Source organism: Chromobacterium sp. HL1 (genome assembly GCF_057418835.1).
Genome location: NZ_CP162399.1, coordinates 5,077,770 through 5,096,075 on the forward strand (window position 1 = coordinate 5,077,770; position 18,306 = coordinate 5,096,075).

Here is an 18,306-nt window from a genome sequence, read left to right on the forward strand (position 1 = left end):
CGGCCGTAAACTGGCTTTTCGGCATAATTCATGCAAAGGACATTGGTTGATTACGTCTTGTATGACGTATTGACAATGTCGGTGATAATAATAAAAATGATTATCATTTGCAAATACAAGTGAAAAGGAGAGGGGCGTGGACAATGGCCCGATCACTTTTCAGTCGCAATTGCGGAGCTTGTACCTGGATCACCACGGCTGGCTGTGCGGCTTGTTGCAGCGCAAGTTGGGCAATCCGAACGATGCGACGGAGCTGGCTCACGACATTTACCTGCACCTCATCCAGAAAGGCCGGCTTCCGCCGGCGGACGAATCGCGCTGCCATTTGGCGCAGATCGCCAAAGGCAAGGTGATCGATCTGCTGCGCCGCCGCCGGCTGGAGGCCCGTTATCTGGAAAGCCAGGCCTTGCAGCCGGAGCCGCGCGCGCAGTCGGAAGAGGCGCGCGCGCTGGTGAAGGAGGAGATCAAGGGCGTGGACCTGGCGCTGATGGGCAAGTCGTTCAAGGTGCGCCAGGCCCTGCTCTTGTCCCGGCTCAACGGCATGAGCTACGGCGATATCGCCGCGGAGCTGCAGGTGTCGGTGTCGTCGGTGGAGAAATACGTCGCGCTCGGCCTGCAGGCTTGCCGCCGCAGCGTGGAGGCCGGCCTGGGGCAGGGTGGCTGCAAGCCGCATTCATTAATTCGTGTCGTAGAGGAGTTGTCATGAGTGTTGAGGAAGAGGTTTTGGGAGAGGCGGCCGCGGCCGGGCCTATCGCCCGCGTGTTGGCGCCGATACGCGGCCGGCTGATCGCCGCCGGCTTGCTGGCGGGTTTGGGGTCCATGCTGAGCCTGGCGCCGCTGGCCGGCGTCGCCCATATCGCGCAGCTGGCGCTGGGCCAGGGCGCGGCCGCCTTGGGCGGCGATGTCTTGTGGCGGGTGGTGAGCCTGAGCCTGCTTTGCCTGTTCGCCGGCATGACGCTGATCCTGGCCGGCGACGTGGTGGCCCATCTGGCGGACAACCGCATCACCGGCCTGTTGCGTCTGGCCATCACCCGCCGGCTGGCCAAGGTGCCGCTGGGCTGGTTCACCAGCCGCGCCTCGGGCGAGGTCAAGCAGGCGATGCACGACGATATCGGCACCCTGCACAGCCTGACCGCCCATTTCTACACCACGCTGGGGCGCAGCGCGGGCGCGGTGCTGGCGTCCATTGCGTATCTGTTCGCGATGGACTGGCGCATGGCCATCGCCTCGCTGCTGCCGTTTCCGCTGTTCTTCCTGTTCTTCGCGCGGGCGCACAAGGCCAGCGCGGCCAATATGGAGAGCTTTGGCGCCGGCATGGCGCGCATCAACAACGCGGTGGTGGAGTTCGTCAACGGCATTCCGGTGGTCAAGGCCTTTGGCGCGCAGCACAAGGCGCACGGCAGCTACCGCGCGGCGATAGACGCCTTCGCCAGCGCCTTCACCGATTTCACCCGGCCGCTGGTCAGCGCGATGGCCAACGCCAACGCCATCATCGCGCCGGTGTCGGTGCTGGGCGTGGTGCTGGCTTTCGGCGCGCTGATGGTGGGCCTGGGCTGGATCGCCCCGGTGGACGTGTTGCCCTTCGCCCTGGTGGCGCCGGGGCTGAGCTCGCCGCTGTTGATGCTGAGCTACATCACTCATGATTTGAACCACGCCACCGGCGCGGCCCAGCGCGTGCACGCGCTGCTGCAAACCCCGGTGCTGGAAACCGCCGCCGGCGCGGCGCGGCCGGTCGACGCCGAAATCCGCGTGGAAGGGCTGAGCTACGGCTATGCCGAGCAGGAGCCGGTGCTGTCCGGCATCGATTTCACGCTGGCCCCGGGCACGGTGACGGCCATCGTCGGCCCCTCCGGCGCCGGCAAGTCCACGCTGGCGCGGCTGCTGCTGCGTTTCTTCGACCCCAGCGCCGGGCGCATCACCCTGGGCGGCGTGGATCTGCGGCAGCTGGACAGCGCGGAGCTGTATCGGCGCATCGGCTTTGTGCTGCAGGACGTGCGCCTGATCCACGCCAGCGTGCGCGACAACATCGCGCTGGGCCGGCCTTCCGCCAACCAGGCGGAAATCGAGGAAGCCGCGCGCATGGCCAATATCCATGATCGCATTCTCGAACTGCCGCGCGGCTACGACGCGGTGATCGGCGAGGACGTGCAGTTCTCCGGCGGCGAGGCCCAGCGGCTGAGCATCGCCCGCGCGGTGTTGCTGGACCCGCCGGTGCTGGTGCTGGACGAGGCGACGGCGGCGGCCGACGCGGAAAACGAGGTCAAGCTGCAGCAGGCGCTGTCCGCCTTCGCCCGCGGCCGCACCCTGGTAGTGATTGCGCACCGGCTGGACACGGTGATGCAGGCGGACCAGATCCTGGTGGTGGACAAGGGCCGGCTGATCGAGCGCGGCCGGCACCATGAGTTGCTGGAACAGGGCGGCTGCTACGCGCGGCTGTGGGCGCAGGGTCATTACGGCAAGGCCGGAGAAGCAGAACAGGAAGGATTGGTGCCGCAATGTTGAAGACTTTTATTCGGCTGCTGGGGGAGGACGCGGCCAAATTGCGCCGTTACGCGTGGCTGGCGCTGACCTACAGCCTGCTGTGCGGCGTGACCATCGTGATGTTGGCGCCGGTGCTCAGCCATCTGCTGGCCGGCGAGGCGCGCGCGGCCGGCGCGTGGCTGGCGGCGCAGGCATTGGGCGTGGCGCTGTGCTGGGGCTTGCGGCGCAAGGTGGAGAAAGCCGGCATCGCGGTCGGCATCGCCGTGCTGCAAGGCGGACGCCATCGTTTGGCCGAGCATGTGGGCAGCCTGCCGGTGGGCTGGTTCAGCGCCGGCAACACCGCCCGGCTCAATCACATCGCCACCCAGGGCATGATGGAAATGGCCCAACTGCCGGCCCATGTGTTCACCCCGTTGTTTGTCGGCGTGGTGACGCCGGTGGTGGTGCTGGGCGCGCTGTTCGCCGTCAATCCGCTGATGGGCTGGGTGGGGCTGGCCAGCCTGCCTTGCCTGCTGCTGGTGTTTGGGCTGACCGCGCGGCTGAGCCAGCGCGCGGACCAGGCCTATCAGCAGCACGCCGGCCAGAGCAGCCAGCGCATGGTGGAGTTCGCGCAAGCGCAATCGGTGCTGCGCGCCTTCAACGGCGAAAGCGGCGGCACGCGTTTCCTGGAGCAGGCCATCGCCCAGCAGCAGCGCTCCGGCCGGCGCCTGATCCGGCTGTCGGCCTTGTCCTCGGTGCTCAACGTCTGGGCGGTGCAGGCCAGTTTCGCCGCGCTGCTGCTGGTGGCCGCGCTGTGGCTGAGCGACCATGCCGGCCTGGGCCTGACCCCGGCCACGGTGATTCCGGCGCTGGTGGCGCTGATGCTGATGAGCCGCTTCATCGACCCGCTGCTGGACGTGGCCGGCTATAGCGAGGTGCTGCGCGGCGCGCGCGGCCAGCTGCAGGCGGTGGCCAAGCTGTTCGAGGTGGAACCCATGGCCGAGCCGGTCCGTTCCGGCGAACCGGCGGACGCCTCGGTGGAGTTGAACCGGGTGGGCTTCCGCTACGGGCCGGAACAGGTGCAAGTGCTGAGCGAGCTCAGCCTGCGGATAGCGCCGGGCAGCATGACGGCGCTGGTGGGCGCGTCCGGTTCCGGCAAAACCACGGTGTTGCGCCTGATCGCCCGCTTCTTCGACGTGGACCAGGGCGAGGTGAAAGTGGGCGGCGTGGATGTCCGCGACCTGTCCAGCGAACGGCTGGCCGGCCAGATCAGCCAGATCTTCCAGGACGCTTATCTGTTCCAGGGCAGCATCGGCGACAACATCCGCATCGGCAAGCCGGACGCCAGCGACGCCGAAGTGCTGGCGGCGGCCAGGCTGGCCGGGGTGGAGGAAATCATCGAGCGCCTGCCGCAGGGCCTGGACACGCCGGTGGGCGAGGGCGGCGCGCGCTTGTCCGGCGGCGAGCGCCAGCGCATTTCCATTGCGAGGGCGCTGATCAAGGATGCGCCCATCCTGTTGGTGGACGAGGCCACGGCGGCGCTGGACACCGAGAACCAGGCCGCCATCGCCGAGGCGCTGGCCCGGCTGCGCGGCAAGCGCACCCTGATCGTCATCGCCCACCAGCTGTCCACGGTGGAGATGGCGGACCAGATCGTGGTGCTGGAGGACGGCAAGGTGCGCGAGCAAGGCAGCCACGCCGAGCTGAGCGCGCGCGCCGGCCTTTACGCCCACTTCCTGGAGCAGCGCAGAAGCGCCAAGGGCTGGCGCATCACCGCGGCGCCGGCCGCAGAGGCCCTGTCTTGAAACGACTCGCCTTGCCGCTGCTGCTCTTGGCCTGCAGCGGCTTGTCCCTGATGGTGGGGGCCAAACAGATGGCCTGGACCGGGCCGCTGGCCCTGTCCGACGACAGCTGGCTGACCCTCACCGCCAGCCGGTTGCCGCGCTTGGCGGCGTTGCTGCTGGTGGGGGTGGGGCTGTCGGTGTGCGGGGTGATTTTGCAGCAGATCGTGCGCAACCGCTTTGTGGAGCCGGCCACCTCCGGCGGGCTGGACGCGGCCAAGCTGGGCATCCTGGTGGGGCTGAGCCTGGTCCCGGAGGCCGGCAACCTGGGGCGGATGTTGTTCGCGCTGGCTTTCTGTTTTGTCTCCAGCCTGGTCTTCATCGCCATCATCCGCCGCATCCAGTTCAAGAACACCGTGCTGGTGCCGGTGATAGGGCTGATGTACGGCAGCGTGCTCAGCGCCGTGGCCGAATTCTACGCCTACCGCCACAACATCCTGCAAAGCATGCAGGGCTGGCTGCTGGGCGATTTTTCCAAGATCGTCGAAGGCAATTACGAGATCGTCTACCTGATCCTGCCCATCGTCGCGCTGGCGTATTGCTACGCCCACCGCTTCACCGTGCTGGGCATGGGCGAGGAGATGGCGGCCAGCCTGGGCCTGAGCTACGCGGCCACCGCGGCGCTGGGCTTGGTGCTGGTGGCGGTGACGGTGGCCGCCACCGTCATCACCGTGGGCGCCATTCCCTTTGTCGGCCTGGTCATTCCCAATCTGGTGGCGCTGCGCTGGGGCGAGAACCTGCAGCGCACGCTGCCCATCGTCGCCGCCTGCGGCGCCTTGTTGATGTTGGTCTGCGACATCATAGGCCGCTTGCTGATCTACCCGTTTGAAGTGCCCATCGGCCTGACCGCGGGCAGCGTGGGCGGCGTCTTGTTCCTGATGATGATTCTATGGAAGCACAAATGAGGGACGCCCTGATCCGCCGCGGCGTCTGGGCGCTGGCGGCGGCGCTGGCGCTGGCGTTTCTGCTGCTGGGCTCCGGCCTGGATTTCGATTACGTGATTCCCAACCGCCTGATCCGCCTGGCGGCGATGGGGGTGGCCGGCGTCTGCATCGCCGTGTCCGCGCTGACCTTCCAGACGTTGACCGGCAACCGCATCCTGACCCCGGCCATCATGGGCTACGAGGCGATTTACCTATTGCTGCAGGCGCTGCTGGTATTGCTGCTGGGCGCGCAAAGCCTGGCGCTGCTGGGCCGCCACGGCAACGCGCTGCTGTCCATCGCGGTGATGCTGGCCTATTCCTGGGCCTTGCACCGCGCGCTGTTCCGCAAGGAGCGCAACGATCTCTACCTGCTGCTGCTGAGCGGCCTGGTGCTGACCATGGTGCTGGGCACTTTCACCCAGTTCATCCAGCTCAAGACCAGCCCCGGCGAGTTCGCCATCCTGCAGGGCTTCAGCTACGCCTCCTTCAACCGGGTTCAGCCCGGGGCGCTGCTGTTCGCCGCGCTGCTGACCGCGGCCGCGGCCTGGACGGTATGCCGGCGGCTGGCGGTGCTGGACGTGCTGCTGCTGGGGCGCGAGCAGGCCATTTCCCTGGGCGTGGATTACCCCGGCAATGTGCGCATGCAACTGGCGCTGATCGCGGTGCTGGCGGCGGTGTCCACCAGCCTGGTGGGGCCCACCGCCTTCATGGGCGTCTTCGTCGCCAATATCACTTACGCGCTGGCGCGCACCTTCCGGCACCGGGTCACGCTGCCGCTGGCCTGCGCCGTCGCCATCGCCATCTTTATTGCTGCCCAACTCCTGGTGGAGCAGCTGTTCAATTACAAAACCACCGTCAGCATCCTGGTCAACCTGGTATGCGGCGCCTATTTCCTGGCGCTGATGGTGCGCAGCAGAGGACATGCATGATCACGCTTGAGCGCGTCTACAAAGCCTACGGCGACAAACAGGTGCTGCGCGACGTCAATCTCAGTTTTCCCTCCCGGCAAGTCACCTCGCTGATCGGCCCCAACGGCGCCGGCAAGAGCACGCTGCTGATGTCCATCGCCCGGCTGTTGAAGCCCTGCGCCGGCCGCATCCTGATGGACGGCGAGGAGATAGAGCGGATTCCGCTGCGCAGCTACGCCAAGCGCGTGGCCACCTTGCGCCAGCACCCCAATATCGGCCTGCGCCTGACGGTGGAGGAACTGGTGGGGTTCGGCCGCTTCCCTTACAGCCAGGGCCTGCTGAGCCGGGACGACCGCCGCGCGGTGGACGAGGCGCTGGCCTTCCTGGGCCTGCAGCCGCTGCGCGCCCGCTATCTGGACGAGCTCAGCGGCGGCCAGCGGCAGATGGCTTTTCTGGCGATGAGCATCGCCCAGCAGTCCGACTACCTGCTGCTGGACGAGCCGCTCAACAATCTGGACATGAAGCACGCGGTGCACATCATGCAGGCGATACGCCGGCTGAGCGAGGAACAAGGCCGCACCGTGATCCTGGTGGTGCATGACATCAATTTCGCCGCCAATTACTCGGACCACATCGTCGCGATGAAGGCGGGCGCGGTGCATGGCTGCGGCCCGGTGGCCGAGGTGGTCACCCAGGCGCGGCTGCGCGATCTCTACGGCCTGGCCGTGGACATCCTGCCCAGCGAGCGCGGCTTCGTCTGCAATTACTTCAATCCCTCACCCTCTGGAGAAACCGTATGAGCATTCATAAGCAGCCGCGCGCGCGCGCGGCCCTGCTGGCGCTGGCCGTGGCCGGCGGCTTGCTGGGCTGCGACGCCCGACAGGCCGCGCCGGAAGCGGCCGCCGCCGCGCCGGCGGCCCAGGCCGCCTACGCCCCTGTCACCGTCAAGCATGAGCTGGGCACCACCCAGATCAAGAAGCGGCCGGAGCGGGTGGTGGCCTTCGACATGAGCGAGCTGGACGCGCTGGACCAACTGGGCGCGCCGGTGGCGGGCATCTCCAAGGACTATGTGGCCGGCTTCCTGAAGAAGTACGAACAGGACCCCAAGGTGGTGGACGTGGGCACCACCATCCAGCCCAATCTGGAACGGCTGCACGCGCTCAAGCCGGACCTGATCCTGATCTCGCCGCTGCAGGCGCAAAGCTATCCGGAATTGAGCCGCATCGCGCCGACGCTGCATTACGACATCGACCTCAACAACCGGCCCGGCCATACCCTGGACACGGCCAAGGAGCATTTGCTGACCCTGGGCCGGATTTTGGGCAAGGAAGCGCTGGCGCGCGAGAAAGCCGGCGAGATCGACGCCAAGATCAAGCAGGTGCGCGAGGTGACCGCCGGCCGCCCGGAAAAGGCGCTGATCGTGCTGCACAACAACGGCGCTTTCACCTCCTACGGCGTGCGCTCGCGCTACGGCTACATCTTCGACACCCTGGGCGTGAAGCCGGCCAGCAATGAGACCAATAGCGGCCTGCACGGCCAGCCCATCTCCAATGAATTCATCCAGCAGGCGGACCCGGACATCTTGTACGTGATAGACCGCACCGCGGTGATGGAGCGGCGGCCGGCCCTGAATCTGAAAACCCTGGACAACCCGCTGTTGCGGCAGACCAAGGCCTGGCGCAATGGCAAGGTGATCTTCGCCGACGCCGAAACCTGGTATCTGTGCACCGCCAGCCTGAGTTGCCTGAACCGGATTGGGGATGAGGTGATCAAGGGCTATCGCAGCTGAAGGCCGGTTTACGATCTTTGCTGCCGTGTTTTGAAATCCAGCGCGGTACACGGAAAACCGCGCAGCCGATGTGTCCCGGCCCTTCAAGAGATTTCCGCGTGGGTATCGCTGCGCTCCTCCCACCCTACTGATGACGAGCAAGCCTGTGTAGGGTGGGAGGAGCCGTAGGCGATACCCACCAGCGGCCTCTATGTTCACCAAGGTAGCTCTTGAAACCAGTTTTCATGATCTGCTGCGCGTCGTGAGGCGCGCGTTCAAAATGCTCCTACCCCTTGCGCATTCCGCTTTCTCAACGGTTTTTGCTCTTGCTCGCGAGACGTTGAACAAGCGCTAAGCCGGGTGCGAGTTGACTTGACGATGTGCTATCAAAAATGATTTTCATTTCTATTTGAGGGTTTCGCACTTTGCTTCGGAATACATAGTGAAGTGAAACAATCTCCTCACGTAGAAAGGAATCTGGATGTTGAGTCAGAAACGGTCGGCCTCCCCCATATCAACTACACGCCGACTCGCGCCGCAATCCGCCTTCCCCCTGAATACGCTGCGCGCCGCCACCCATCTGGCCCTGATGGTGGGCTTTGGCGGCACCGGCCTGAGCTTGGCGCCGGCGGCGCTGGCGGCGGACAATGCGCCGGCCCAGGCCAGCAACGGCGCGCCGGAACGGCTGGCGCCGGTGGTGGTGCAAGGCCGCCGCGTCTACGCCGGCGGCCAGCTGGCCACCGATAGCCGGGTGGGCGTGCTGGGCAATCTGGACGTGATGGACACGCCGTTCAGCACCATCAGCTACACCGAGGACTATGTGGCCAACCAGCAGGCGCGCGAGATAGGCGCGCTGATCGGCGCCGCCGATCCCTCGGTTCACGTGGCCAGCAAGGGCACCATCCTCGAGAAATTCAATATCCGCGGCTTCCCCACCTCGGCCAACGACATCACCTTCAACGGCCTGATCGGCATGGCGCCCAATCTGCGCGGCTCCACCGAGATGGCGGCGCGGGTGGAAGTGCTGAAAGGGCCGTCCACCCTGCTCAACGGCATGCCGCCGGAAGGCAGCCTGGGCGGCAGCGTCAACATCGTGCCCAAGCGCGCGGGCAACACGCCGCTGACCTCGGTCACCGCGACTTATGAATCCGACAATATGCCCGGCGTGCATGTGGATGCGGGCCGGCGCTTTGGCGACAGGCAGCAGTGGGGCGTGCGCTTCAACGGCGTTTACCGCAACGGCGACACCGCGGTGGACAAGCAGAAACAGGGCATGAACCTGGCCGCGCTGGGCCTGGACTGGCGCGGAGAGCGCGCCCGCGTCTCGCTGGACCTTTACCGACAGCGCGAAAAGATGGACGGCATCAATTACTTCGGCATCTTCTCCATCGCCCCGGGCGTGACCCAGGTGCCCACGCCCAAGAAAGGCGATTACCAGTTTGCGCCGGATTGGGCCACCAATACCAACACCACCCAGGTGGCCTTGCTGCGCGGCGAATACGAGCTGAGCGAGGCGCTGACCCTGTACGGCGCCTATGGCCACCGCAAGGCGGACTTCGACGCCACCATCACGCGCGACCGCTTGCTCAATAACGCCGGCGACCTCAGCGTGAGCGCGTTCCGCCTGATGAACGAGGGCACGCAGAAATCCGGCGAGGCCGGCGTGCGCGGTCATTTCGACACCGGCAAGATTCAGCATAAGTGGTCGCTGGCGGCCACGCGCTTCACCTCGGAGCGCAGCTACCGGGATGGAATGGGCCCCACCTTCAACACCAATTACTATGCGCCGTCCTTCGGGTCCATGCCGGCGTTCCGGTATATGGGCAGGAGCGTTCAGGACAAGTTGGGCAGCATCGCCCTGGCGGATACGCTGTCCTTCATGGACGGCAAGGTGCAGTGGACGGTGGGCACGCGGCGTCAGAACGTGCAGAGCAGCAACTACGACGCCGCCGGCGCGCAAACCTCCAACTACGACCAAAGCCGTTGGTCCCCGGCCACCGCCTTGCTGGTCAAGCTTTCGGACCAGCTCTCGGTTTACGGCAACTACATCCAGGGCCTGAATCAGGGCGGCGTGGCGCCGGACACGGCCAAGAACGCCGGCGAAAGCCTGCAGCCGTATCAGACCGAGCAGTACGAACTGGGCGCCAAGCTGGATTGGGGCGGCCTCACCCATAGCCTGAGCCTGTTCCAGATTGCCCGGCCCAGCGCTTACACCAGCCCGGACAGCAATGTCTTCGGCGTGTACGGCGAACAGCGCAACCGCGGCCTGGAGTGGAGCTTCTGGGGCGAGGCCAGCCGCGGCCTGCGTCTGATGGGCGGCGCGTCCTACACCAGGGCCGAGCTGACCAAGGCGCTGGACCCGGCGCACCTGGGCAAGCAGGCCTCCGGCGTGCCCAAGGTGATGGCCAAGCTGGGCGTGGAATACGATATTGCCGCCCTGCCGGGCCTGACCGCCACCGGCAACGCCCAGTACGTGGGCGAGCGCTTCGTCCGCGACAACAACCAGCTGTCTTTGCCGTCCTACACCACGTTTGACCTGGGCGCCCGTTACACCACCAAGCTGGCCGCCAAGGAAATCACCTTGCGCGCCTCGGTGCAAAACGTCGCCAATCGCGCTTACTGGGTGGGTTCGTGGAGCGGCGGCGACGGTAGCGGCTTGTCCGGCGGCCTGGGCGCGCCGCGCACCTTCCTGTTGTCCGGCACCGTGTCGTTCTGAGCATCCGCTTCGCGGACTCTGAGCCTTGCCCTGCCGGTCATGCGGGGCGTTTGACCGACGCCGCGGCTTCCGCCGCGGCGTTGTCGTGTTTACATCACCTTGCAAATCAGCTTATGGGCGGCTTGCAACTCCTGCCGCACCGGCTCCAGCAGTGCCGCGATCTGCTCGCCGTTCAGCGTCTTGGTGTCCGGGCAGCTCAGCAGCAAGGACATCAGCGCTTGCAGGCTTTGGGTGGCGGAGTGAAAACGCAGCACGCTGCGGGTCAGGCCCTCGTCCACCTCCAGATAGCGGCGGTCCAGCTTGTGGCACAAGGCCTCCAGTTCCGGCCGGCCCTGGGCGTTGGCGCGCAGCTCTTGCAACAGGTCTTGCAGTTGCAGCAGGACCGGGGTGGCTTGGGCGTTCATGGCCGCTCCTCCCCGACAGTGACAAAACGGGGATGCCGCCGGTGCAAATTAAATATATTCATTATGAGCTCCACAAAGATCTGCTCTAAGAAACGCCTGCGCGGCGCGGAGGACGCGGGCAGGCTCATGGCCGCGCTGTCGGGCGCGGCGCATGGCAGCCTGAGTGGGGAAGGCGGGAGCGTCAAGACGACAGCCGGGCCGGCCTTGGAACAGACTCTTTAGGCCTTACCAGCGCGCGCGCTTGAACAGGCTGAGCCGGTTGATGCGGAACAGCCGCGCCGGACGCTGCTTGCCGCCGAGGAATTCTTCGGTGGCTTCCAGAATGGCGGCCTCGTCCGCGTATTCGCCGGGCTTGGCGTCCGCCACCTTGATGCCCAAGCGGGAGCGGAAAGTGCCGCGGGACACGGTCTCGCCAAAAATCTGCTCGTAAGTGCGTTGCAGCTGGGTGAGGGTGAACCGTTCGGGTAGCAGCCAGCAGGGCAGGGTGGAGTAGCTGGCCTTGTTGCGCACCCGCTGCACCGCTTCCCGCACTTGCTCCGCGTGGTCGAAGGCCAGCTCCGGCAGCTGGTCCACATCGTAAAAGTGGAAGACGCCGTCCCCGGCGTCCTGCAGTTGCTGCAGCGGGATCAGCGCCACGTGGGAGACGGCCACCGACCAGCCTCGCGGGTCGCGCCGCGGACCGGCGAAGGTGCGCAACTGTTCCAGATAGCGCGGCTCCAGCCCGGTCTTGTCGCGCAGCACGCGCATGGCGGTGGCTTCGCAGCTGTCGTCCTTATCCACATGCACATAGCCGCCGGGCAGCGCCAGCTGGTGTTGGCAGGGGGCGTGGCCGCGGCGGTGCAGCGCCACTTGCAGGCCGGCGGCGCCCAGAGTGAGCAGGACAATGTCCACGCTGACGGCGGGCGCGGGGCGCGAGGGGCTCATAGGAGGTCTCCGGTTTGGCTTTTCCAATATTTTCCGCCATATAGTTGCAAAACTCAACTAAGTTAATTTATACTGTGCGCATGTTAGTTGAAATTATCAACTAAGTAAGTCAACGCAGCGCAGGAGTCAGCATCATGTTCAAGATTTTCGCGGATTCGCAGCAAGGCGGCAGCCAGCCGCTGGCCTTTCAGAGCACGGTGTTTCCCGGTGGGGAAGTGCAGGTGTCGGTGGAAGTGGACGCGCCGGCGCAGGCCTTGCGCCTGCACGCCCATCTGCCGGACGCGCAAGCGGTGATGAGTTTGCTGATGCTGAGCGACGCGCTGCGTCGCGCTTACCCGGGCCGCCCGCTGGCCTTGCATCTGCCCTATGTGCCGTATGCGCGCCAGGACCGGGTGGCCAACCCGGGCGAGGCGCTGAGCGCCAAGGTGTTCTGCCAGTTGATCAATGCCCAGGGCTACAGCCGGGTGGTGATCCAGGACCCGCACAGCGATGTGGTGACCGCGCTGCTGGACCGGGTGGAAGTGGAAGACCCGCTGCCGGCGCTGCGCCGGGTGCTGGAGCGAGTGGGCCCGGCGGCGCTGGTGGCGCCGGACGCCGGCGCGCGCAAGCGGGTGTTGAAGCTGGCGCGGGAATTGGGCTGCGAGGCGGTGCTGGCGGACAAGGTGAGGGACACCCAAAGCGGCCGCATCAGCGGCACCCAGGTGGCCGGCCCTTTGCCGGCGCTGCCCTTGCTGGTGGTGGACGATATCTGCGACGGCGGCCGCACCTTCACCGAGCTGGCCAAGGCGCTGCGTGCTCGCCAGCGGGAACAAGGTCTGGACGCGCCGCTGTACCTGTATGTGACCCACGGTATTTTCAGCCATGGCCTGGAGCCGCTGCTGGAACATTACCAGCAGGTATTCAGCCGTAACGACTGGACGGCGGATGTCCGCTGCCAGCTGGTTTGACTCACTTAATTTAGATAGGGAATCCATCATGAACGCCCCCATCCACCCCCTGGCCCGTGAACTGAACCAACTGCAGCCGTTCAACCTGGCGGACTTCTACAAAACCGGCCATCCCTCCATGTATCCGGCTGCCACCACCAAGCTGGTGGCCAATTTCACCCCGCGTTCGGCCAAGTACGCGCCGGTGCTGCCGGAACTGTTCGACGACAAGGTGGTGTGGTTCGGCCTGCAGGGTTTCATCCAGCAATACCTGATCGATTTGTTCGACCAAGAATTCTTCCGCCAGCCGCGGGACAAGGCGGTGCGCAAATACCAGCGCCGCATGGATACGGCGCTGGGCGCCGGCGCGGTGCCGGCAGGCCGGCTGGAAGCGCTGCACGCGCTGGGTCATCTGCCGCTGGAAATCCGCTCCCTGCCGGAAGGCGCGCGGGTGGACATCAAGGTGCCGCCGGTGATCTTCAGCAACACGCATCCGGATTTCCCCTGGGTGGCCACCTATTTTGAAACCCTGTTCAGCTGCGAATCCTGGAAGCCGTCCACCGTGGCCACCATCGCGTTTGAATTCCGCAAGCTGCTGGATTACTTCGCCCGCCTCACCGGCAGCGCGCCGGAGTTCGTCAATTGGCAGGGCCATGATTTTTCCATGCGCGGCATGAGCGGGGTGCACGACGCCATGCGCTGCGGCGCCGGCCATCTGCTGTCCTTCACCGGCACCGACACCATTCCGGCGCTGGACTATCTGGAGGATTTCTACGACGCGGACGCGGAGCGGGAACTGGTGGGCGGCTCCATTCCGGCGTCGGAGCACAGCGTGATGGCGCTGCGCATCCTGCTGACGCTGCAGCGGCTGCGCCGCGATCCGGCCCACGCCGGGCTGGAGGAGGCGGCGCTGCGCCGGCTGGCGGAGCGTGAGGTGGTGCGGGAATTCGTCAGCCAGGACTATCCGTGGGGCATGGTGTCCATCGTCAGCGATACCTTTGATTTCTGGAATGTGGTCACGGTGATTGCCCGCGAATTGAAGGACGACATCCTGGCGCGAGGTCAGGACGCGCTGGGCAACGCCAAGGTGGTGTTCCGTCCGGACTCCGGCGATCCGGTGAAAATCCTCACCGGCTACCGCGACGAGGAACTGGTCCGTGTCGACGGCCAGCCGGCGCGGGACGCGGATGGCGCGTACACGGCGCTGGCCGACGGCCAGCGGGTGACGGAGGCGGAGCGCAAGGGCGCGGTGGAGTGCTTGTGGGAGATTTACGGCGGCACGGTCAGCGACGCCGGCTACCGGCTGCTGGACAGCCATGTGGGCCTGATCTACGGCGACTCCATCACCCTGCCGCGCGCCCGCGCCATCCTGCGCCGGCTGGCGGCCAAGGGCTTCGCCTCCGGCAATGTGGTGTTCGGCATCGGCAGCTTTGTCTACGGCATGAACTCGCGGGACACCTTCGGCTATGCGTTGAAGGCGATTTACGCGGAAGTGGATGGCGAGGCGGTGGATATCTACAAGGACCCGGCCACGGACGACGGCACCAAGAAATCCGCCAAGGGCCTGCTGCGGGTGGAGCGCGAGGGCGATCATTACGTGCTGCACCAGCAGCAGACGGCGGAGCAGGCGGAGGGTGGCGAATTGCGGCCGGTGTTCCGCGACGGCCGCTTGCTGGCGCGGCAATCGCTGGCGGAAATCCGGCAGCGGCTGATGGCTTCCTGGCAATGCCCGGAACCGGGCAGCATCCGCTGGGGCGTGGAGGACTGAGGCGCAGTAGGTTGTGAACGGACTCTAAGAACGTGTTTACGATCTCGCGAGCTAAGGCGAGACAAGGCGTTGCGGCTGAGAAAGCGGAATGTACGCGTGGTACATGAGCATTTCGAAGCCGTACTCACCGTGTAACGCTCCACGACGCGTAGCAGATCGTAAACAGGTTCTAAGGCCGGGCGTCATGCCTGGCCTTATTGCATTGTCGGGGACTCAATCAAAGCTCAGCTCCACGGTGGCGGCGGCATTGACCAGGCCGGGCCGGATGGCGGGGCCGCTGGCGGCGTAGCGCACCACCATGGGCTGCGCGTGCTGTTGTCTGGCCGCCAGGCTGGTGAACTCGGTGCCCAGCGTATAGGCGCCGGTTTCGCCCTGGCGTTGCAGCTCCAGCCCAATGCCCTGGGCGCTGCCAGGCCCGCCGGCGATGCTCAGCAGCGTGCCGGCGGCGCCGGGCGCGTTGGCGTCGCTCAATTTGGCGCTGACGCTGGTGCCGGGCGCGCAGTCCAGATCGATGTTGAACGGCTTATCGCCGGTCCGGCCGGCGCCGGCGAAGTCTCGGGTGCTGGCGTCGGGCAGGCGGACGGTTTGGCCGGCGTTTTTGAACGAGCAGCCTATCACCCTGATGGCGGGCTGATTGAAGGAGTAGGTGTAGAGGGGCTGTCCGTGATCGCCGCCTTTCTTGTTTTTGTAGTTGACGGCATGGCTTTCCGGATTGAGCCGACCGGAGGTCACCGGGCCGGTTGTGACCAGTTCGATCGTGTCGGTAATGGTGACGGTATCGTTCAAGGGCATGCCGCGTAGATTGGTGCGGCCATTGTTCAGACTTGTGGTGCTGAAGGTCTGAGATTTTCCGGAGTGGGTATTGTTGTTTATCCAGCGAATGCCGATGCCGGAAGTTTGGGTTTTTCTGACGCCGCTAAGCGATGAGCCGCCGTTGTCGGTGTTGCCATAGGACAAAAAGGCGTACCAGTTGTGTTGGCCGTTGGCGCTGCGCTTGTCGCATTTGACCGTGGTTTTCAGCACCTGCTTGGCGATCAGGTGTCCGGCGGGCGCCAGGTATGGAATTACCAAGGGATCGGGAAGCGCTGGAGTGATGGTTGATGAAACCACTTTGCAATCGGCATGGCTTGGGTGGCTGCAGCTTCCCAGCGTCAATAGCAAGACGAGGCAGGCCAGCAGCGGGCGGCGGGTAGGCGGCGTGTGCATTTGGGTATCCTTTTCTTTGATTAAGCGCGGCGCTTAGTGGCAGGGCAACTCTAGCCGCAGGTAATGACGCCCTGGCTTGGCGGGCGGCAGCTTATAGCGGGCGCTGCAGCCGCCGCCGCTCCATTTCACGGTCAGCAGGCCTTGCGGCTGCGTGAGCAAGAGCAGCGTCCGGCCTTGCGGGTCCACGATGCCCAAGGGCTGGCCGGCGTCGTCCTCCACGCTGGCGCCAAACGGCGCCGCGCTGCCGTCGCGGCGGCGCAGGCTGAATTGAACGCGCCGGCCGCTGCGCGCCTTGAACACGGCCTTCACCACCGCGCCGCGGCGCGGCACCACTTGCTTGACGCCGTCCTCCAGTTCCAGCGCCGCGCCCAGTTTGAGGCTGTCCAGGCTCAGGCTGTTGGCGCGATAAGGCTGGGCGTCGGCGCGCACGCTATAGCCGTTGCCGTTCAGGCCGGCGGCGCCGTCCACTTGTAGCAGGGCGAAGGTGTCGCCGACGGCGCGGCTGAGGTTGACGCCGCCGCCGTGGGCGACGATGGCGCCGCTGGCGCCCAGGTTGGCGGATTGATGGCCGCGGGCGGCGCTGTAGGCGGCGCTCAGCTGCGCGACATCGCCCTGATGGACGCCGCTGGCGTTCAGGCTGGTGTCGCCCTGGCTGTCGCGGCCCACGGAGACGGTGTAGCTGTCGGCCTCGCCCAACTGGCCGCTGAGGCTGGTGTGCAGGGCGTCGCGGCCAAGCTGGGCGCTGAGCTGGGGGGCGTGCCGCCCGCTGTCCAGCGGCAGGCTGAAGCCCAGCGTGATCTGGCTGTCGCCTTGGCCGCGGCTGTCGCGGCTCCGGCTGAGGCTGAGGTGGTAATTAAATTGTTTCCAGCGGTGGCTGTAAGCCAGGTTGAGGCTGTGGCTGGCGCCGGGCCGGCCCCAATCATTCTGCCGGCTGAGGCTGAGATAAAGGCTGCCGCGGCGGCCCTCGCGGCCCAGCGTCTGTTGGGCGCTGAGGTCCATCCGCGCGCGCGCACGGTGTTGGTTCGCGCGCTGGGCCAGGTCCGCCGCGTGATCGTTGAAGCTGCGATAGCCGGTGGTGGAGTAGCGGTAAGCGGCCAGGGTGAGCTGGGTCTGGGTCCGGGGCAGGGCCTTGTGGTACAGCAGGCGCAGGCTTTGCCCCTGGCTGCGGCGGCCTTGGGCGCGGCTGAGGGATTGGCTCAGGTCCAGCGACAGCGCGCCCAGCGGGGTGTTGGCGCCCAGGCCCAGCTTGATGGCCTGGAAGCGCGGCGAGAGCTGGAAGCCGGCGGCCACGGTGCCGTCGTCGCTGAGGCCGTAAACCAGCGCGCCGGCGGCCAGCGCGGGACGGGCCGCTTCGCCGCCCTGGTATTGGCCCAGCGCGGCGTGGTATTTCCAGCGGCCTTGGGCTTGCATCAGCGGCAGGCTGGAGAAGGCTTGATGGCTGACGCGGCGGCTGCCGTCGGCTTCGGTCACCGTGATTTCCAGTTCGCCGTTGGAGCCGGAGGGGGCGATGTCGCTGAACTCGAAGGGGCCGGGCGGCACGTCGGCGCGGTGCAGCACATAGCCGTTCTGACGCACTTCCACCGTGGCCTGGCTCCGCGCCTGGCCGCGGATCACCGGACGGTAGCCGCGCTCGCTGTCCGGCAACATGGCCTCGTCCTGGCTCAGTTGCGCGCCGCGGATGCGCGAGCTGTCGAACAGCATGGCGTCGGTGTATTGCTCGCCCAGCGCCAGCTGGCTGCGCAGCGCGGTGATGTCGCGCTGCAGCAGGGTGCGGTTACTGCGTATTTCTGTTGCTTGGCCGGTATTCCCGTTGAGGGTGGCGTCGTTGCGCAAGCGCCAGTCGCCCAGATTGAGCCCGTTTTGCAGGCCGAGATACCACTGGCGGCTGGCGCGGCCGTGCTGGCCCCGGCGGTATTGGCCGCTGAATTGGTAATTGGCGTAAGCGGCGTTGACGCCGGCGTCCCACAGCGAGGGGTCGACATAGCCGTCCGCGCGGCGCAGCAGATGGGCTTGCGGCACGGAAAGCTCAAGTTGCAGCCGGGTGGAGTCGTAGCGCGCTTGCGCGTGCTCCAGGCGTTGGGGCAGGTCCACGCAGGCCTCGTCGCCGGGGCCGGACGGCGGCAGTTTGACGCCCAGCTTGCGCAGCAGCGCGGCGTCCAGGCAGGGGCGCACTTTGCCGTCCCGTTCCTGGCGGAACAGGATGTCGCGGCGGTCGGCCAGCTGGCGGTTGAGCAGGATGTCCACGCGATAGCGGCCGGGCAGGATGTCGTTGCCGGCGCTCAGCACCGCTTTGAGGTCCGCCGCCTGTCCGTCCAGCTTCAGAAAACGGGTGTTGAAGACGGGCGCGTCCGCCGCCAGCGCCTGCGCGCAGGCGATCAGCCCGCAGGCGCAGGCCAGCGGGATCGCGGCGCTGCGGCGGGCAGGGGGCGTCAGCGGCTTGCTTCTCATCGCCTTGCGGTCCG

14 protein-coding genes are annotated in these 18,306 nt (G+C 66.2%); 10 read left to right on the forward strand and 4 right to left on the reverse strand.

The window, feature by feature from the left end:
- Window positions 1–136: 136 nt before the first annotated feature.
- The 8 genes from AB1Z25_RS23215 to AB1Z25_RS23250 all read left to right on the forward strand — a co-directional run bounded on the left by AB1Z25_RS23215 (window position 137) and on the right by AB1Z25_RS23250 (window position 10,616).
- Window positions 137–706 carry a sigma factor-like helix-turn-helix DNA-binding protein gene (locus AB1Z25_RS23215; protein ID WP_486636272.1) on the forward strand — a complete coding sequence of 190 codons (570 nt, stop codon included), beginning with the start codon at window positions 137–139 and terminating at the stop codon, window positions 704–706.
- Entirely contained in the window at window positions 703–2,502 is a 1,800-nt protein-coding gene (locus tag AB1Z25_RS23220; RefSeq protein WP_486636273.1) for an ABC transporter ATP-binding protein, read from the forward strand. Before AB1Z25_RS23215 ends, AB1Z25_RS23220 begins: the two co-directional genes overlap by 4 nt.
- Window positions 2,496–4,265: an ABC transporter ATP-binding protein gene (locus AB1Z25_RS23225; protein WP_486636274.1), complete on the forward strand. Its 1,770-nt coding sequence runs from the start codon at window positions 2,496–2,498 to the stop codon at window positions 4,263–4,265. Before AB1Z25_RS23220 ends, AB1Z25_RS23225 begins: the two co-directional genes overlap by 7 nt.
- On the forward strand, window positions 4,262–5,206 hold the full coding sequence (locus AB1Z25_RS23230) for an ABC transporter permease (protein ID WP_304502822.1): 945 nt from the start codon (window positions 4,262–4,264) through the stop codon (window positions 5,204–5,206). Before AB1Z25_RS23225 ends, AB1Z25_RS23230 begins: the two co-directional genes overlap by 4 nt.
- Window positions 5,203–6,153, forward strand: a complete 951-nt coding sequence (locus AB1Z25_RS23235) for an iron chelate uptake ABC transporter family permease subunit (protein ID WP_486636275.1) — start codon at window positions 5,203–5,205, stop codon at window positions 6,151–6,153. The genes AB1Z25_RS23230 and AB1Z25_RS23235 overlap by 4 nt, the downstream gene beginning before the upstream one ends.
- The gene (locus tag AB1Z25_RS23240) at window positions 6,150–6,932 is read left to right on the forward strand and encodes an iron ABC transporter ATP-binding protein (RefSeq protein WP_486636276.1); all 783 of its coding nucleotides are present in this window, start codon (window positions 6,150–6,152) and stop codon (window positions 6,930–6,932) included. Before AB1Z25_RS23235 ends, AB1Z25_RS23240 begins: the two co-directional genes overlap by 4 nt.
- A complete protein-coding gene (locus AB1Z25_RS23245) occupies window positions 6,929–7,921 on the forward strand; it encodes a siderophore ABC transporter substrate-binding protein (RefSeq protein WP_486636277.1) in 993 nt (330 codons plus the stop codon). Before AB1Z25_RS23240 ends, AB1Z25_RS23245 begins: the two co-directional genes overlap by 4 nt.
- A gap of 460 nt (window positions 7,922–8,381) precedes the next feature.
- Complete coding sequence (locus tag AB1Z25_RS23250; protein WP_486636278.1) at window positions 8,382–10,616, forward strand: TonB-dependent receptor; 2,235 nt, start codon at window positions 8,382–8,384, stop codon at window positions 10,614–10,616.
- A gap of 89 nt (window positions 10,617–10,705) precedes the next feature.
- Here AB1Z25_RS23250 and AB1Z25_RS23255 read toward each other — a convergent pair whose 3' ends face one another.
- Together AB1Z25_RS23255 and AB1Z25_RS23260 are read right to left on the reverse strand one after the other, a co-directional pair.
- Window positions 10,706–11,020 (reverse strand): hypothetical protein, encoded by a 315-nt coding sequence (locus AB1Z25_RS23255; RefSeq protein ID WP_107801069.1) that lies wholly within the window; start codon window positions 11,018–11,020, stop codon window positions 10,706–10,708.
- Window positions 11,021–11,245: 225 nt separating this feature from the next.
- Window positions 11,246–11,944, reverse strand: a complete 699-nt coding sequence (locus tag AB1Z25_RS23260; protein ID WP_486636279.1) for an NUDIX hydrolase — start codon at window positions 11,942–11,944, stop codon at window positions 11,246–11,248.
- Window positions 11,945–12,078: 134 nt separating this feature from the next.
- Between AB1Z25_RS23260 and AB1Z25_RS23265 the strand changes: the two genes are divergently transcribed.
- Entirely contained in the window at window positions 12,079–12,891 is an 813-nt protein-coding gene (locus AB1Z25_RS23265) for a ribose-phosphate pyrophosphokinase-like domain-containing protein (RefSeq protein WP_227106195.1), read from the forward strand.
- Window positions 12,892–12,919: 28 nt separating this feature from the next.
- Window positions 12,920–14,638 (forward strand): nicotinate phosphoribosyltransferase, encoded by a 1,719-nt coding sequence (locus AB1Z25_RS23270; RefSeq protein ID WP_486636280.1) that lies wholly within the window; start codon window positions 12,920–12,922, stop codon window positions 14,636–14,638.
- A 213-nt stretch (window positions 14,639–14,851) separates the two neighbouring features.
- Here AB1Z25_RS23270 and AB1Z25_RS23275 read toward each other — a convergent pair whose 3' ends face one another.
- Window positions 14,852–15,844 carry a fimbrial protein gene (locus AB1Z25_RS23275; protein WP_486636281.1) on the reverse strand — a complete coding sequence of 331 codons (993 nt, stop codon included), beginning with the start codon at window positions 15,842–15,844 and terminating at the stop codon, window positions 14,852–14,854.
- A gap of 33 nt (window positions 15,845–15,877) precedes the next feature.
- Window positions 15,878–18,292 (reverse strand): fimbria/pilus outer membrane usher protein, encoded by a 2,415-nt coding sequence (locus tag AB1Z25_RS23280; protein ID WP_486636282.1) that lies wholly within the window; start codon window positions 18,290–18,292, stop codon window positions 15,878–15,880.
- Window positions 18,293–18,306 lie beyond the last annotated feature (14 nt).

Bases quoted from the DNA above. Each gene is read 5' to 3' on its own strand.
- AB1Z25_RS23240 (WP_486636276.1), top strand. From the start codon at position 6,150: ATGATCACGCTTGAGCGCGTCTACAAAGCCTACGGCGACAAACAGGTG.
- AB1Z25_RS23235 (WP_486636275.1), top strand. From the start codon at position 5,203: ATGAGGGACGCCCTGATCCGCCGCGGCGTCTGGGCGCTGGCGGCGGCG.
- AB1Z25_RS23260 (WP_486636279.1), bottom strand. From the start codon at position 11,944: ATGAGCCCCTCGCGCCCCGCGCCCGCCGTCAGCGTGGACATTGTCCTG.
- AB1Z25_RS23265 (WP_227106195.1), top strand. From the start codon at position 12,079: ATGTTCAAGATTTTCGCGGATTCGCAGCAAGGCGGCAGCCAGCCGCTG.
- AB1Z25_RS23225 (WP_486636274.1), top strand. From the start codon at position 2,496: ATGTTGAAGACTTTTATTCGGCTGCTGGGGGAGGACGCGGCCAAATTG.
- AB1Z25_RS23280 (WP_486636282.1), bottom strand. From the start codon at position 18,292: ATGAGAAGCAAGCCGCTGACGCCCCCTGCCCGCCGCAGCGCCGCGATC.
- AB1Z25_RS23220 (WP_486636273.1), top strand. From the start codon at position 703: ATGAGTGTTGAGGAAGAGGTTTTGGGAGAGGCGGCCGCGGCCGGGCCT.
- AB1Z25_RS23245 (WP_486636277.1), top strand. From the start codon at position 6,929: ATGAGCATTCATAAGCAGCCGCGCGCGCGCGCGGCCCTGCTGGCGCTG.
- AB1Z25_RS23275 (WP_486636281.1), bottom strand. From the start codon at position 15,844: ATGCACACGCCGCCTACCCGCCGCCCGCTGCTGGCCTGCCTCGTCTTG.
- AB1Z25_RS23255 (WP_107801069.1), bottom strand. From the start codon at position 11,020: ATGAACGCCCAAGCCACCCCGGTCCTGCTGCAACTGCAAGACCTGTTG.
- AB1Z25_RS23250 (WP_486636278.1), top strand. From the start codon at position 8,382: ATGTTGAGTCAGAAACGGTCGGCCTCCCCCATATCAACTACACGCCGA.
- AB1Z25_RS23270 (WP_486636280.1), top strand. From the start codon at position 12,920: ATGAACGCCCCCATCCACCCCCTGGCCCGTGAACTGAACCAACTGCAG.